At 64.6% G+C, this 14,268-nt stretch carries 13 protein-coding genes; 7 read left to right on the top strand and 6 right to left on the bottom strand.

The window, feature by feature from the left end; all coding sequences use genetic code 11:
• Positions 1-411 carry a hypothetical protein gene (locus LZ496_RS07780; RefSeq protein ID WP_249904078.1) on the bottom strand — a complete coding sequence of 137 codons (411 nt, stop codon included), beginning with the start codon at positions 409-411 and terminating at the stop codon, positions 1-3.
• 155 nt (positions 412-566) lie between these two features.
• Entirely contained in the window at positions 567-965 is a 399-nt protein-coding gene (locus LZ496_RS07775; RefSeq protein WP_249904077.1) for a DUF2147 domain-containing protein, read from the bottom strand.
• A gap of 184 nt (positions 966-1,149) precedes the next feature.
• On the opposite strand from LZ496_RS07775, the gene LZ496_RS07770 reads away from it, so the two are divergent.
• A complete protein-coding gene (locus tag LZ496_RS07770; protein ID WP_249904076.1) occupies positions 1,150-3,375 on the top strand; it encodes a TonB-dependent receptor in 2,226 nt (741 codons plus the stop codon).
• Position 3,376: 1 nt separating this feature from the next.
• The gene (locus LZ496_RS07765) at positions 3,377-4,441 is read left to right on the top strand and encodes a PepSY-associated TM helix domain-containing protein (RefSeq protein WP_249904075.1); all 1,065 of its coding nucleotides are present in this window, start codon (positions 3,377-3,379) and stop codon (positions 4,439-4,441) included.
• Here LZ496_RS07765 and LZ496_RS07760 read toward each other — a convergent pair.
• A complete protein-coding gene (locus tag LZ496_RS07760) occupies positions 4,438-5,235 on the bottom strand; it encodes a cyclase family protein (protein ID WP_249904074.1) in 798 nt (265 codons plus the stop codon). The two genes, LZ496_RS07765 and LZ496_RS07760, sit on opposite strands and share 4 nt — an antisense overlap.
• A gap of 140 nt (positions 5,236-5,375) precedes the next feature.
• Between LZ496_RS07760 and LZ496_RS07755 the strand changes: the two genes are divergently transcribed.
• Both LZ496_RS07755 and LZ496_RS07750 read left to right on the top strand, forming a co-directional pair.
• Positions 5,376-7,799 carry a TonB-dependent receptor plug domain-containing protein gene (locus LZ496_RS07755; RefSeq protein ID WP_249904073.1) on the top strand — a complete coding sequence of 808 codons (2,424 nt, stop codon included), beginning with the start codon at positions 5,376-5,378 and terminating at the stop codon, positions 7,797-7,799.
• On the top strand, positions 7,799-8,839 hold the full coding sequence (locus LZ496_RS07750) for a phytase (RefSeq protein ID WP_249904072.1): 1,041 nt from the start codon (positions 7,799-7,801) through the stop codon (positions 8,837-8,839). Before LZ496_RS07755 ends, LZ496_RS07750 begins: the two co-directional genes overlap by 1 nt.
• A gap of 159 nt (positions 8,840-8,998) precedes the next feature.
• Here LZ496_RS07750 and yghU read toward each other — a convergent pair whose 3' ends face one another.
• The 3 genes from yghU to LZ496_RS07735 all read right to left on the bottom strand — a co-directional run bounded on the left by yghU (position 8,999) and on the right by LZ496_RS07735 (position 11,274).
• The gene (gene yghU, locus LZ496_RS07745; protein WP_249904071.1) at positions 8,999-9,874 is read right to left on the bottom strand and encodes a glutathione-dependent disulfide-bond oxidoreductase; all 876 of its coding nucleotides are present in this window, start codon (positions 9,872-9,874) and stop codon (positions 8,999-9,001) included.
• 64 nt (positions 9,875-9,938) lie between these two features.
• Positions 9,939-10,307, bottom strand: coding sequence for a fluoride efflux transporter CrcB (gene crcB / locus LZ496_RS07740; protein WP_249904070.1), 369 nt, complete (start codon positions 10,305-10,307; stop codon positions 9,939-9,941).
• Positions 10,308-10,317: 10 nt separating this feature from the next.
• Positions 10,318-11,274, bottom strand: a complete 957-nt coding sequence (locus LZ496_RS07735; RefSeq protein WP_249904069.1) for a DUF808 domain-containing protein — start codon at positions 11,272-11,274, stop codon at positions 10,318-10,320.
• A 133-nt stretch (positions 11,275-11,407) separates the two neighbouring features.
• On the opposite strand from LZ496_RS07735, the gene serS reads away from it, so the two are divergent.
• Genes serS through LZ496_RS07720 form a run of 3 tightly spaced genes read left to right on the top strand, consistent with a single transcriptional unit; the run spans position 11,408 to position 14,202 of the window.
• Positions 11,408-12,670 carry a serine--tRNA ligase gene (gene serS / locus LZ496_RS07730; RefSeq protein ID WP_249904068.1) on the top strand — a complete coding sequence of 421 codons (1,263 nt, stop codon included), beginning with the start codon at positions 11,408-11,410 and terminating at the stop codon, positions 12,668-12,670.
• Positions 12,657-13,382, top strand: a complete 726-nt coding sequence (locus LZ496_RS07725) for an alpha/beta hydrolase (protein WP_249904067.1) — start codon at positions 12,657-12,659, stop codon at positions 13,380-13,382. Before serS ends, LZ496_RS07725 begins: the two co-directional genes overlap by 14 nt.
• Positions 13,383-13,431: 49 nt before the next feature.
• Positions 13,432-14,202, top strand: coding sequence for an alpha/beta fold hydrolase (locus tag LZ496_RS07720; RefSeq protein WP_249904066.1), 771 nt, complete (start codon positions 13,432-13,434; stop codon positions 14,200-14,202).
• Positions 14,203-14,268: the final 66 nt, after the last annotated feature.

Below are 14,268 nucleotides of genomic sequence, written 5' to 3'. Positions count from 1 at the left end.
CTATTTTTCGCCAAGCGCCGCCAATATCTGGGCCGCGGTTTGCGGACCGTTCGCGGTCGTGTCGGTGTGGCTGGCGATCATCGTCCTGAACTCGATGCTCGCGCGCGGCCCATTGGTGACTCCCATTTTCTTGGCGGCGGCATCGAACGCGTCGTCCTGCTCCTTGGTGGTGACCGGGTTGATCACCAGATAATCCCAGCTGTCGCCGGACGTGTGGACATAGATTTGCGATGCCGGCACGCCCGCTGCGGCGGATACCTGGTCTTGTTTCGCCATCCATTTGAGCAGTGCAACCTGTTGGCCCGGTGCCGCTCGATAGAGCGAAACGATGTGCTGCGGTGCGTTTTGGCCAATTGCCGGTGCGTAAAGTGTGCACGCGGCCGCTGCCGCGAGGATCAGCTTGGTTTTCATCCCTAATGCCCCTCATTAGGCGCCCCCGCGCCGGTGCAGCCTGCCGCCCTCGACAGGCTGGCTAGGTCTCCCATGGGGACGCCACAGATGGCGGGATCAGCGGCGAGGCCGTTACGCCTACAAAACGAGTCGGGCAAGCTTTCCGGGACGGCGGGTTAGCTGGCGACCCGGGTCCAGCGCTCGCTATCGCACAACAGGCCGCCCAGCACGCAGCCCTGCACCTGCATTACGTCGTCGCTGACCTGCCGGACGGTGGCGGTCGCGTGGATGTTGCGCTTGGGAACGAAGGCCTTGCCACGGAACTTGCCGGCGCCAGTCGGAACTAGCCCGGTCAGGATCTGCGTACCCACCAAATTGGGCGTCCCGCCCTTGGCGGCTTTTGCCTTCGCTCTCTCGCTGGCCTGCACGACGCGGCCACAGTAAGCGGAGCCGCAGCGCTCGACCTCGACGACGACGTTCTTCTTATAATTGGTCCACTTGCCCTCCAGCGCCTGCGCGGAGGCGGGCGCTGCGGCAAGCACCAGTGACGCGATGATGGCCGATACAAGTCTCATGGCCGCTCCTTTGGCAGCGCAATGTGACGAAAATGGTGCCTTCAGCTTGACGGGGGATGAACGGGCATAGTCGAATCCGCCCTCAAGTTTAGTATTGATAATCATTCGCAGTAGCGCTAGCGCCGGCCCATCAAGAGGGAGGGTTGCTTTGCGTATCGGTTTCCGCGCGGCTTCGGCCACGCTCATGGTTCTTGCACCGGCTTCACTTCATGCTGCCTCCCAAGATGCGTCGCTTCCCGCCGCCAGCGTCGCCACAGCCGAAGACGAACAGGCGGGTGACGACATCATCGTCACCGGTGCGCGCACCCATCTCCCGATCACCGCGCTTCCCCTGACCGCCGACGTCATCGACAAGGAAGCCCTCGACCAGCAGGTCGCGATTTCCGGCTCCGTCGTCGACGCCGTTTCGGCGCTGTCGCCCTCATTTTCCCCGACCCGCGAAAAGCTGTCCGGCGCCGGCGAGACGCTGCGCGGACGTTCGCCGCTGTTCGCGATCAACGGCATTCCCCAGTCGACGCCGATCCGCGACGGATCTCGCGACGGCTACACCATCGACCCCTTCTTCATCGACCGGGTCGAGCTGATCTACGGCTCCAACGCGCTCCAGGGCATTGGCGCCACCGGCGGCGTAGTGAACCAGGTCACCGTCGGCCCCCCGCGCGAGGACGGCGTCAGCGGCCACGCTCTCGCCCAATTCACCATCGACGATGAGCTGTCGGGAAGCGGGTTCGGCTGGAAGACCGCGGGCCTGGTCGGCTGGCGCGAAGGCCAGTTCGACGCGACCGTTGGCGCTGCCTATGAAAAGCGCGGCGTCTTCCGCGACGGCAACGGCGTCCGCATCGGCGTCGACGGCACCCAGGGCGAGTTGCAGGATTCGAAAAGCTGGTCGCTGTTCGGGCGCTTCGGCTGGCAGATCGGCGAGACCACGCGGCTGGAACTGCTGGCCAATCATTTCGAGCTGAAGGGCGACGGCGATTATGTCGTGGTTGCCGGCAACCGCGCGGCCAATGTCCCGACCACCAGCATCAAGGGCAATCCCCTGGGCGACCCGCCGTCAAACAATGTCGACACTCTGTCGCTGACCTTGACGGAGGAAAACCTGCTGGGCGGCAACTTCACCGCGCAGATCTTCTACAACAAGTCGGAAGATGTGTTCGGCGGGCCAGTGCCGACCGTCAACGACACCTTCCAGGACCCGTCGATCGCGCCCAACGGCACCTTGTTCGACCAGTCCGCCAATGAATCGCGCAAGATCGGCGGGAAGCTCACCTACGAGCGGGAGATCGTCAGCGGCCTCACCGCCACGGCCGGGCTCGATGCGCTCAGCGACAAGACGGAGCAGAGCCTGATCCAGACCGGCCGGACCTGGGTCCCGCCATCGGAATATGTCAGCCTCGCGCCCTTCGCACAGCTTAACCTGGCCCTGCTGGACGAGAGGCTCCGCCTCGCCGGCGGCCTCCGCTGGCAGAATGACAAGCTCAAGGTCGACGACTTCCACACGCTCGCATCGACCACCCGGACGACCCCGCTCGGCTTCGGTGGAGTCGACGTCGACGGCGGTTCGCCCTCCTTCAAGGAACTGCTGCCGAACGCCGGTGTGGTGGTGGAGCCGATCGACGGCATCCGCGGCTATGCCAGCTACGCCGAAGGCTACACCATCGCCGACGTCGGCCGCATCCTTCGCGGCATCGGAACGCCGGGTGTCGACGTCGATACCTACCTCGACCTCGAGCCGGTCGTTTCCAACAACCGCGAAATTGGCCTCGAAGTGAAGCGCGGCGCATTCGACGCCAGCGCCGCCTATTTCTGGTCGACCAGCAAGAACGGCAGCGTGCTCGTCATGCAGGACGGCGTGTTCAACGTGCAGCGGCAGCGGATCGAGATCCAGGGGCTGGAGCTCAATGCGACCTGGCACACGCCGCTCGACGGCCTCGACCTTTCGGCCGGCTATGCCCACCTCAAAGGGCGGACCGACGGCACGCCCAACGACGGCGAGGACAAGGTCAACATCGACCTCGACGGCGCCAACATCTCGCCCGACCGCCTGAATATCGCCGCAAGCTATAGCCGCGGACCCTTCTCGGCTCGCCTTCAGTCGCAATTCTATTTGGAACGCGATTTCGATCTGATCGCGGTCGGGCCCGGAACCGGCCAGCAGCAGGCGATCGAACGCGAGCAGGATTTCGACGGCTATGCGCTGGTCGACGCCTATGCCCGCTACCGCACCGGTTTCGGCGACGTCAGCCTCGCCATCCACAACCTCTTGGACAAGCAGTACATCACCTATAACAGCGACACGACCCGGGCGACCGTCCAGGCCGCCTCGCCGTTCGCGGTGACGGGCGACAACAACCTCTATTTCGCCGGGCGCGGCCGTACCTTCACGCTCGGGTTCAGCAGGGAATTCTGATTTGAAGCTGCTCTCCATCCTCCATCGCTGGTCGGGCGGCTTCCTCGGCCTCCTGCTGGCGATCCTCGGCCTCACCGGCACCTTGCTGGTGTGGGAGGGAGAGTGGATTTCGCTGCCCGGCGCCAACGCACCGGTGGTCGAGCAGGTCGGAACGATGGGCCAGATCGCCGCTCGGGAGTCCGCCGCCGGCGCAGCGCGCATCACCTTCGCCAGCGAAGAGATCGGCCTCCACCATGTCGCGCGAGAGGGTGGCGCAGGCTCCTATGTCGCGCAGGACGGGACCACCGTCGCCAGCTGGTCGAGCCAGTGGGAACGCCCCGAACTGTGGATCTTCGACCTCCACCACCATCTCTTCTCCGGCCATAACGGAGAGCTGGTGACGGGGTGGGCAGGCGTATTCGGCCTACTCTTCGTCGTCACCGGCTCGATCCTCTGGTGGCGAAGCCGCCGCGCGTTCCGCTGGCGCCTGCTTCCGGCAAAGTGGAAGCCGGGGCCGATCGTCGCGCACCACCGCGACATCGGCATCATCGTCGCACCGCTGCTGCTGGTCAGCTTCCTGACCGGCGCCGGGATGATCTTCGACGATGCGACGAAATGGGTCCTCTCGCCCTTCGGCAAGATCGAGCAGAAGAAGCCGCCCGAGGTCGAACCCGCCGCTGGCGTCGCACCGGTCGCGCTGATGCTGAACGAGGCCAAGGCCCGCTTCCCCGATGCGGCGCTTCGCCGGCTGACCATCCCGTCAAAGCCCGGCCAGGCCTACTCGGTCCGCATGCGCCAGCCGTTCGAATGGACGCCCAACGGTCGCACCACGCTTTTCTTCGATGGCCAGGGCAAGTTCCTCCGCGCCGATAATCCGGCGGACGGAAGCCAGGCCTCGTCGATCAACGAGAAGCTCTATCCGATCCATACCGGCAAAACCGACAGCCTGATCTGGAAGCTGTTGATGACTCTTTCAGGCGTAGGGCTCACCTTCCTCGGCTCGCTCACCACATGGTCCTTCTGGGTGCGCAAGGCGAAGCGGAAGCCGGTCCGTCCCGCCCGGCCGATGGCGGCCGAGCCCGCCTAAGGCACCAGCGCCACGATCCGCAAAGGCGCGCCGCTGCCGCCCCGAATCTTGGTCGGAAGCGCAACCACCGTCGCGCCCTTCGGCGGCAGCTGGTCGAGGCCCGCGACATTCTCGAAGCCTGGGATGTTGGCGCCCAGCAATGTCCGGTGGACGATGAAATCCTTCGACTGGCCATAGTCCAGGCTCGGCGTATCCAGCCCGACAGCGGAGACTTTCCGCTGTTCGACGAGGAACTTCGCAAGCTCCCCCGACAGGCCGGGGAAGTGCAGCTTGGCGACGGCATCCGGCCCGCGCTCGTCGGTCCCCATATAGGCCTTCCGGTCAGGCCAATATTTGTCGAAGCCCGTGCGGAACAGCAGGATCGCCCCATCGGGCAGCCGCCCGTTGGCGCGCTCCCAATTCTCGACGTCGGCGATGGTGAAGCGATAGTCGCGGTTCGCCGCGCTCGCCGCCGAAACGTCGATCACCGCTGCCGGCCCGATCAGCCGGTCGAGCGGGATCTGGTCCGCCGTCTGCTTGCCTGCCGCGAAGTGGATCGGCGCGTCGAGATGGGTCCCGCCATGCTCCGAAAACTTCAGATTATAGCTGCTGTAGAACCAGCCGCCCGGCGTCTTCCCGAAGGAAGCGACCTCATGCTTGAAGCCCTCCGCCGTCGGCCAGAAGGGGGAATCCTCCGCCATGTCATGACTTAGGTCGACCCAGCGCCCCTTCAGCTCTTCCTGTTTCGCCGGCTTCTCGGCGGCGCAGGCAGCAAGCATGGCCATGCCGACAAGGATGCTGACGGTTCGCGTCATGGAAGGCCTCCCTGCCACGCGCCATAGCATATTCGGGCGCGCTGGCTGTGGTCGTCATGCAAGCGTAACGATCCGGTAACGCCGGCGCCGCAACCCCGGCCTAACCCCCTCGCAATCCGGGAACGAGGGGCAAGAGAATCATGACGTTGGGAAGCTATTGGCTGCGCAGCACCGTGGCCGCGATCGCCTTTACTGCCGCTAGCGCCGCTTTTGCAGGCGCGGACGCAGGCGCAGAAGCCACGGCCGGACAACCGGGCGGCTCGGTTACCGATCAGGGCAGCGAGCCCAATGGCGGAAGCATCACTACCTCAAACGAGATCGTGGTGCAGGCCACCATCGGCTATCGCAATCGCAACGACGATGCCGAACCTGTGCTGGTCTATGACACCGACTATTTCCAGCGGTTCGAACCGCTGACGATTGGCGATGCGCTGAAGCGCGTTCCCGGCGTTACCTTTCTGTCCGACGTGATCGAAAGCGACGGTGCACGTCTGCGTGGTCTCGACCCCAGCTACACGCAGATCCTCATCAACGGCGACAAGGTGCCCGGCGCCAATGCCGACCGCACCTTCTTCCTCGACCGAATCCCGGCCGAGCAGGTCGAGCGGATCGAGATCGTCCGCTCCAGCTCCGCCCGCCGCACTGGCGATGCCGTTGCCGGTTCGCTCAACATCGTGCTTCGCGACGCGTTCGAGCTTGACGGCGGTTATGCCAAGGCCGGCGGCATCCTGTTCGACGACGGCGAAGTGAAGCCAGTGGTCGGCGCCTTCTGGGGCGGGCAGGTCGGTCCCGGCCGCCTGATGATCGGCGGCAATATCCAGGGCCGCTACAATCCAAAGGAAAAGGAAAGCCTGCGCTACGAGCCCGACGACGGCGAACTCGAATTCGTCAACCGCGAGGATCAGGACGATACGCGCGACGGCACCGATTACAGCGCCAACGCCAATTATACGGTCGATATCGGCACGAGCACGAGGCTGGAACTTGGCGGCTTCTACGTCCGCACCGACCGCAACGAGCATGAGCGCTCGCTCGAATATAATGTGGAACAGGGCGACCCGCCGCCGCTCCCGATCGGCGAAAGCGACGAGCCCGGCCTGCTCACCGACGCCGACCAGGACGAGGACATCGATCAGGCCAGCTACAGCCTCTCCGGCAAGCTCCGCCACGAATGGTCGCTGGGGAAGACCAGCCTCAAGATCGGCTATGCCCGCTTCAAGGACGAAATTCGGACGACAGAAGTCGGAATCGACTTCGACACCGACGAGGGCGATCCGCCCGAATGGGAAGCGGAACGCACCCGGCAGGACATCCGTGACAGCGAATTTTCGGTCGGGCTCGAGCACGAGTTCCCGGTCGCGGAAGGGATCGACCTGGTGATCGGCGGTTTCTACCAGGACAAGGATCGCGACACCGATATTTCCTCGGCCGAGGACGATGACGAGCTGAGCGAAGCGGATCGGCTGACTTACGATCCTTCCAGCGACTCCCCGACCGACCTGCCCTTCGAATTCGACGAATTCGAGCCGGTGACCGGCGGCTTCAACACGATCGAGGAACGGCGGCTGGACGGCTTCCTGATGATTGAGGGCAAGACCGGTATCGCCACCTGGGAGGCCGGCTTGCGTTACGAGACCACAGACGTGGAAATCGACGACCGGGAAGAAGATGAGCGTTTCGACAATGACTATGGCATCTTGCTGCCGTCGGCTTCGGTGAAGCTGGACCTCAGCAACCGTGACCGGATCACCGCCTCGATCGCCCGCACCAACCGCCGCCCGCCGTTCGATTTCATTTCGCCGGCGACCCTTGAAGGGGAAATGGGCGACAACGACCTGCGCGGAAATCCCGAGCTTGATCCCGAAACGGCTTGGGGTATCGACGTCGGCTACGAACGGCGCATCGGCCGCACTGGCGTCGCCGGCGTCAACTTCTTCTACCGCAAGGTCAACGACCTCATCGAAATGGTGAACACCGGCGAACCCGGCAACGACAATGACGTCGACGATTGCCAGGATGATTTCGGCAAGGACATCTGCATCTTCATCTTCGAGCCGCAGAATGTCGGCGACGGCAAGACCTGGGGCGTGGAGTTCGACCTGTCGACCAGCCTCGAGTTCATCGGGCTTCCCGACACGGGCATCTTCGGCAACCTCGCGCTGATCGACAGCAAGATCCGCGACGATTTCGGTTCGCGCCGGTTCAACGGCCAGCCCGAATATGTCTATAATTTCGGCTTCATCCAGGACATCCGCGATTGGGCCGCGGCCTTCGGCGCCACCTATCGCAAGCAGGGACCGGCCAAGGACCGGACCATCGGCGAAGAGGTGAAGACCACCTATGGCGGCGACCTGGAAATCTTCGTCGAAAAGCGCTTCGGCAACTGGCTGACGATCCGTGCGACCGGGTCCAACCTGCTCGACGGCGCCAAGAAGGAAGAGTTCCACAAGTACAACACGCTGGACGAACAGCTATCGCACACGATCGACGATCTGGACGAATATGAACTGGAATCGGAAAAGGCCGGACCTGTGTTCCAACTGATTGCGAGGGCGGCCTTCTGATGCGTATCACAATTGCAATGCTGCTGGCCCTGACTGCCGGCGCCTGTAAGCCCGCTGCCCAAGGTCCCGCCGCCTCGGCTCTCCCGACCGTGCCGGTCATGGCCACGGCCGAAACCGAACCGGTCGGCACCGCCCGGGAGGATGCCGCCGACGATCCCGCGATCTGGCGCAATGCCGCCGATCCGGCCGCGAGCCTCATCGTCGCGACCGACAAGAAGGCCGGGCTCCACGTCTATGGGCTGGGCGGAAAGTCGCTGGCGTTCGATCCGGCCGGGCGCCTCAACAACGTCGATCTCATCGATCTTGGGGAACGCGGCATCCTGGTCGCCGCCAGCGATCGCAATGACGAGGCCAATGCGAAGGTCCAGCTATACCGGCTCGATCCTAATGGCCCGAAGCTCATCAAGCTGGGCGCTGTCTCGGGCGGCAAGGGCGAAGCCTATGGCATCTGCCTTGCCCCCGACGCGGATGGCGGCATCCACGCCTTCTCGGTGCTGAAGCAGGGCAGAATCGAACAGGTCGCGATCAGCTATGACGGAAAGGCCGCGACCGGCAAAACCGTCCGCAGCCTCAAGGTGCCCAGCCAGCCGGAAGGCTGCGTCGTCGATACCCGAACCAACCGCCTGTTCATCGGTGAGGAAAAGGCCGGCATCTGGCAGTTCGACTCCCGTGCCGAAGGTCCGGCGGAAGGAAAGCTCGTCGCCAGGGTCGACGGCAAGAACCTCGTCGCCGACGTCGAGGGGTTGGCAATCTCGCCCGAGGGAGCTGACGCCGGCTGGCTGATTGCGTCCAGCCAGGGAGACAACAGCTTCGTCGTTTTTCGCCTGCCTGACATGGCGCTCGCCGGCCGCTTCCGCATCACCAAGGGCCAGTTCGGCTCGGTCGAGGAAACCGACGGGATCGCGCTCGCACTGGGCGATTTCGGACCCGCATTTCCTGGCGGTCTGTTCGTGGCGCAGGACGGCGAGAACCAGCCTAGCGCCCAGAACTTCAAGCTCGTCCCCTGGTCGACGATTACCGAGGCCGTGAAGCCGCGTTAGTCACGTCATTCTCCCAATTGCCGTTCGTCCTGAGGAGGGCTGAGTAAGCGAAGCGCATCGAAGACCGTCTCGAAGGACAGTCCTTCGAGACGCCGCTTCGACAAGCTCAGCGGCTCCTCAGGACGAACGGTTACGTGAGGGTGTACCTGGGGCCGTCTCTTAATCCAGATCGGCCGCGCTGTGCCGTTCGTGCACAAAGCTCGGATCGTTCTCGGGCTTGCGATTCACCCGCCGGCCGCGCTGAACGGCCGGGCGTGATCCAACCTCGTCGACCCAGCGGTTGAAGTGACGATAGTCCTTCAGCGACAGGAAGCTCGCGGCATCGCCATAGGCCTGGCCCAGTGCGACCATTCCATACCAGGGCCAGATCGCCATGTCGGCGATGCTATATTCGTCGCCCGCGGCGTAGCGATGGTCCGCGAAGTGGCGGTCGAGCACGTCATATTGGCGCTTCGCCTCCATCGCGTAGCGGTCGATCGCATATTGGATCTTCACCGGCGCATACATGTAGAAGTGGCCGAAACCGCCGCCCAGGAACGGCGCCGATCCCATCTGCCAGAACAGCCAGTTGAGCGCTTCGGTCCGTGCCCCCGGCTCCTTGGGCAGGAAGGCGCCGAACTTCTCGGCCAGATAGACCAGGATCGAACCGCTTTCGAATACGCGCTGCGGCTTGTCGGGATTGGACCGGTCCAGCAGCGCCGGGATCTTGGAATTGGGGTTCAGCTCGACAAAGCCGGAACCGAACTGGTCGCCCTCGCCGATGTCGATGTACCAGGCATCATATTCCGCGCTCGAATGGCCCGCCGCCAGAAGCTCTTCCAGCATGATGCTGACCTTCTGGCCGTTGGGCGTACCCAGCGAATAAAGCTGCAGCGGATGCTCGCCGACCGGCAGCTCCTTGTCGTGCGTGGCTCCGGCGGTCGGCCGGTTGATGTTGGCGAACTGGCCGCCGCTGGGCTGATCCCAGCTCCACACCTTTGGGACGATATAATCGGCGGGAAGGGAAGGGATTTCAGTTGCGGGGGCGTCAGCCATGGGGAGCATTCCTTTCGCGTAGTCGCCGGAGATGGGTACGCGAAATGCAACGGACAAGGGCCGGTCAGACCGCGCGCGTCACCATCAGTCCAAGGGCCGCGGCAAGCAGGGAAAGGATGACGCTTCCCAGCACATAGACACCCGCTTGCTGGAACGCGCCGCGTTCCCAAAGGGTCAGCGCGTCGAGGCTGAACGCGGAGAAAGTGGTGTAGCCGCCAAGCAGTCCGGTGATCAGGAACATCCGGATGTCCTGACCGGTCTCCCAGGCGCCGAACAGCCCGGCCAGCAGGCCGATCAGGAAGCTGCCCGAAATATTGACCGCCATGGTCCACCAGGGAAATCCGGGGCCGAGCATTTCCAGCCCCGCCCGGTTCACGCCATGCCGCGCCATGGCCCCCAATCCGCCGCCGACAAAAACGAGCAACCAGTGCATGGCCTTCTCCCTAGTCGACGATCAGCTCTTCCGGATGCTTGTGGAAGCGGCGGATGATCATTGCCAGTACCCAGCCGATGATGGCGCCGGCGATGGCCGCGCCGATGGCATTGGAAATCCATTCCAGGATGGCGCCGAACGTGCCGCCGCCGACCGCTTCGGAAACATGGTGGGCCAGATCGTGGATCTTGTGCGGGATGGTCGGTGCGCCAAGCTCCTCCATGCCGTGAAGCAGGATCCCGCCGCCGACCCAAAGCATGGCCGCCGTGCCGATGCCCGACAGGGCCGACAGCAGTCTTGGCACGACATGGATCAGGCCGCGGCCGAATGCCTGTGTAGCGCGGTTCTTCCGCTCGGCCATATGGAGACCGATATCATCCAGCTTCACGATCAGCCCGACCGCGCCATAGACGCCCACGGTGATGGCGATGCTGACGAACACCAACGCCGCCGCTTTTTCCCACAAGGTCAGGTCGCCAAGCGCATTCAATGCAATGGCGACAATCTCGGCGGACAGGATGAAGTCGGTGCGGATCGCGCCCTGGACCTGCCGGTCCTCAAGTTCCTGCGGAGTGTCCGCTTGCAGCAAATCGACCTGATGGTGGTGGTCGTTGAGAACGACCTCCAGGATCTTCTCGGTCGCCTCGAACGCCAGATAAGCGCCGCCCAGCATCAGCAGCGGGGTGATCAGGAATGGCGCGAATGCCGCCAGCGCGATCGCCCCGGGGAGCAGGAACAGCAATTTGTTTCGTAAGCTGCCGAGCGCGATCTTCCAGATGATCGGCAGCTCGCGTTCCGGCGAAAGGCCCGTGACATAGCGCGGGGTCACCGCCGTATCGTCGATCACCACGCCCGCCGCCTTGGCTCCGGCCTTGGCCGTCGCGCCGGCGATGTCGTCCATGCTGGCCGACGCAAGCTTGGCGATCATCGCAACATCGTCGAGCAGCGCAATCAGACCGGACGGCATAGGTTCCTCATTTAGGGATTCGTCATTGCGAGCGTTAGCGAAGCAATCCAGTCGGGGCTACTGGATTGCCGCGTCGCTGCGCTCCTCGCAATGACGGTTGCCCTTAGAGCCAGATTCGCGCAGGTGGGCCAGCATGCTTGCAATGGATTACATCAAGGCCAACCGCGAAACGGTGGAACGCGCGATCCGGGACAAAGGGGTCAGCCTCGATCTCGATGAGCTGCTCCGCCTCGAGGGCGACGCTCGGTCGCTGAAGACGGAGATCGATAATCTCCGCGCCGAACGCAATGCGATCAGCGCCCGGTTCAAGGATGCAGCGCCCGAAGAGAAGGCGTCGCTCGGAGCTCAGGCGAAAGCGGCCGGCGCCCGCGCGTCGGAGCTGGAAGCGGAGCTTGGCGACAAGGATGCGGCGCTCAAGGGCCTGATGCTGAAGCTCCCCGGCATTCCGTGGGACGGCGCCCCCGTCGGCCCGGACGAAAGCTTCAACACCGTCGTCAGGCAGGAAGGGGTGGTCCCGACTTTCACCTTCGAACCGCTCGACCATGTCGCGCTCATCGAACGCAACGACTGGGCCGACCTCTCCCGCATCACCCCGGTCTCGGGCTCGCGCACCTATTGCCTCAAGGGTCGCCTCGCTCTCCTTGAAACCAAGCTGATGGGCTGGGCGCTCGAACAGATCGCGGAGGCGGGCTTCACGCCGATCACCGTGCCGGCCATCGCCCGCGAGCAGGCCTTCCTCAACCAGGGCCAGTTCCCCGGCCATGTCGAGGAAACCTACGCGCTCCCCAACGACGACGTCTATCTTGCCGGCACCGCCGAGGTCGCGCTGACCTCGCTCCATTCGGGCGAGATCATCGAGAACGCCAAGCTTCCCATCCTCTACGCCGGCTATTCGCCCTGCTTCCGCCGCGAGGCCGGCAGCGCGGGCAAGGACGTTCGCGGGCTGCTCCGCGTCCACCAGTTCCTGAAGGTGGAGCAGTACGTCATCTGCGAGGCGGATGAGGGGCAGTCGGCCGAGTGGCATGCCAAGCTTCTGGGCCTCGCGGAGCAACTGCTGACCGCGCTCGAAATCCCCTACCAGGTGATCGAAACCTCGACCGGCGACATGGGCCTCGGCAAATATCGCATGAACGATATCGAAAGCTGGGTGCCGACCCTCGGCAAATATCGCGAGACGCACAGCTGCTCGACCCTGCACGGCTGGCAGGCCCGCCGCGCCAACCTTCGCTACCGCGACGCCGACGGCAAGGTCCGCTTCGCCCACACGCTGAACAACACCGCGCTGGCAAGCCCGCGCATCCTCGTGCCGCTGCTGGAAAACCACCAGACCGCCGACGGCCGCGTCAGGCTCCCGAACGCCATTCGTCCGCTGATGGGGGGCGATGAATATCTCTAGGCCGATCCGCGAAGAATTGCCGGCGTGGGAGGGCGACGACGCCCCGCCCACCGGCCTGCAGCTTCGCGAACTCGCCTGGAACAGCGTCCGCCTCGTCCGCCACTTCGCCAAGCGCGGCCCGCGCGGCCCCCTCGACGGCGAGCCGGTCCTCGTCATCCCCGGCTTCCTGTGCAGCGACGAGACCACCCTCGCGCTCCGCAAGGAACTCGCCGCCGCCGGTTTCCGCGTCCATGGATGGAAGCTCGGCTGGAACCTCGGCGCCCGCGCCGACACCCTGGACCGCATCCGCGACCGGGTCGAAAGCCTCGGCCACGGCCGCCCGATCCTGGTCGTCGGCTGGAGCCTCGGCGGGGTCTACGCCCGCGAATTCGCCCGCCACTATCCGCAGCATGTGAAGGCGGTCGTCACCCTTGGCGCCCCCTTCTCCGGCGACCCGCGCCAGAACACGGTGTGGAAGCTCTACGAATATGTCGCCAGGCACCCCGTCACCAACCCGCCGATCCCGCGCATCACCGACAAGCCGCCCGTCCCGCACCTTGCCATCTGGTCGCGCCGCGACGGCCTCATCGCCCCCCGCGCCGCCCGAGGTTTGCCCCACGAACGCGACCATGAGGCGGAGCTGGATTGCCACCACATGGCCTTCGGAGTCAGCCGCTCCGCCGCCCGCAAAGTGGTGCACCAGATCAACAACTTCCTGAAATCTTTGGCGTAAATCAGGTGGATTCTTGTTTCGCTAACGTTTCCACCCGATATTCACCCTCATGAAGTGGGATCGCACCCCGCTCGCCCCGATCCTGGGGCGCAACAGCCCCGATGACGTCGCGCCGTCGGGATGGGACAAGTGGCGCGAAGTCGCCTGGCACGTTCCCCGTCTTTTGAGCGGCCTCGGCCCCCTCGGTCCGCGAGGGCCGGAGGACGGCCCGCCCGCCCTCGTCATCCCCGGCTTCCTCGCCACCGACCGCACCACCATGGAGCTGCGCCGCGCGCTCGCCCGTGCCGGCTGGCGCTCCCACCCCTGGCTGCTTGGCGTCAACGGCGGGGCCAAGGCCAATACGATGGACCTCATCATCAGCCGCCTCGAAGCCATCTGGGACGGCCGCCCGATCCTCATCGTCGGCTGGAGCCTCGGCGGCATGTTCGCCCGCGAAGTCGCCCACCGCGTCCCCGACAAGATCCGCGCCGTCGTGACCCTGGGCTCGCCCTTCTCCGGCAACCTCAAGACCAACACCAACGTCCGCGAATTCTACGAGCGGATCGCGGGCCACGACGTCAACCAGCCGCCGTTCGAACGGTTCGCGACCAAGCCGCCCGTCCCGACCCTCGCCCTCTGGTCGCGCCGCGACGGCATCGTCGCCCCCGCCGCCGCAAGGGGCCTCGCGCATGAAGTCGACAAGTCGGTCGAGATCGACACCCATCACATGGGCTTCGCCGTCTTCCGCCCCGCGCTTAGCGAAGTGGTCCGGCAGATCCGGATCTTTCTAACCGAAAAAGAAGGCACCGCTCCCGTGATGGGAACAAAGGCCGCGGCCTAAGCCTCAATTCGTCATCCCAGCGAAGGCTGCATAAACCCTCATCTCGTCATTCCCGCGAAAGCGGGA

The sequence above is a fragment of the Sphingomonas caseinilytica genome (genome assembly GCF_023516455.1).
Classification (GTDB): domain Bacteria; phylum Pseudomonadota; class Alphaproteobacteria; order Sphingomonadales; family Sphingomonadaceae; genus Sphingomicrobium; species Sphingomicrobium caseinilyticum.
Note: the sequence above shows the minus strand (reverse complement) of the source record. Positions and strands in the feature narration are given on the sequence as shown.

Coding starts and splice junctions, on each gene's coding strand:
- LZ496_RS07780 (WP_249904078.1), bottom strand. CDS start 411: ATGAAAACCAAGCTGATCCTCGCGGCAGCGGCCGCGTGCACACTTTAC.
- LZ496_RS07775 (WP_249904077.1), bottom strand. CDS start 965: ATGAGACTTGTATCGGCCATCATCGCGTCACTGGTGCTTGCCGCAGCG.
- LZ496_RS07770 (WP_249904076.1), top strand. CDS start 1,150: ATGGTTCTTGCACCGGCTTCACTTCATGCTGCCTCCCAAGATGCGTCG.
- LZ496_RS07760 (WP_249904074.1), bottom strand. CDS start 5,235: ATGACGCGAACCGTCAGCATCCTTGTCGGCATGGCCATGCTTGCTGCC.
- LZ496_RS07755 (WP_249904073.1), top strand. CDS start 5,376: ATGACGTTGGGAAGCTATTGGCTGCGCAGCACCGTGGCCGCGATCGCC.
- LZ496_RS07750 (WP_249904072.1), top strand. CDS start 7,799: ATGCGTATCACAATTGCAATGCTGCTGGCCCTGACTGCCGGCGCCTGT.
- yghU (WP_249904071.1), bottom strand. CDS start 9,874: ATGGCTGACGCCCCCGCAACTGAAATCCCTTCCCTTCCCGCCGATTAT.
- crcB (WP_249904070.1), bottom strand. CDS start 10,307: ATGCACTGGTTGCTCGTTTTTGTCGGCGGCGGATTGGGGGCCATGGCG.
- LZ496_RS07735 (WP_249904069.1), bottom strand. CDS start 11,274: ATGCCGTCCGGTCTGATTGCGCTGCTCGACGATGTTGCGATGATCGCC.
- serS (WP_249904068.1), top strand. CDS start 11,408: ATGCTTGCAATGGATTACATCAAGGCCAACCGCGAAACGGTGGAACGC.
- LZ496_RS07725 (WP_249904067.1), top strand. CDS start 12,657: ATGAATATCTCTAGGCCGATCCGCGAAGAATTGCCGGCGTGGGAGGGC.
- LZ496_RS07720 (WP_249904066.1), top strand. CDS start 13,432: ATGAAGTGGGATCGCACCCCGCTCGCCCCGATCCTGGGGCGCAACAGC.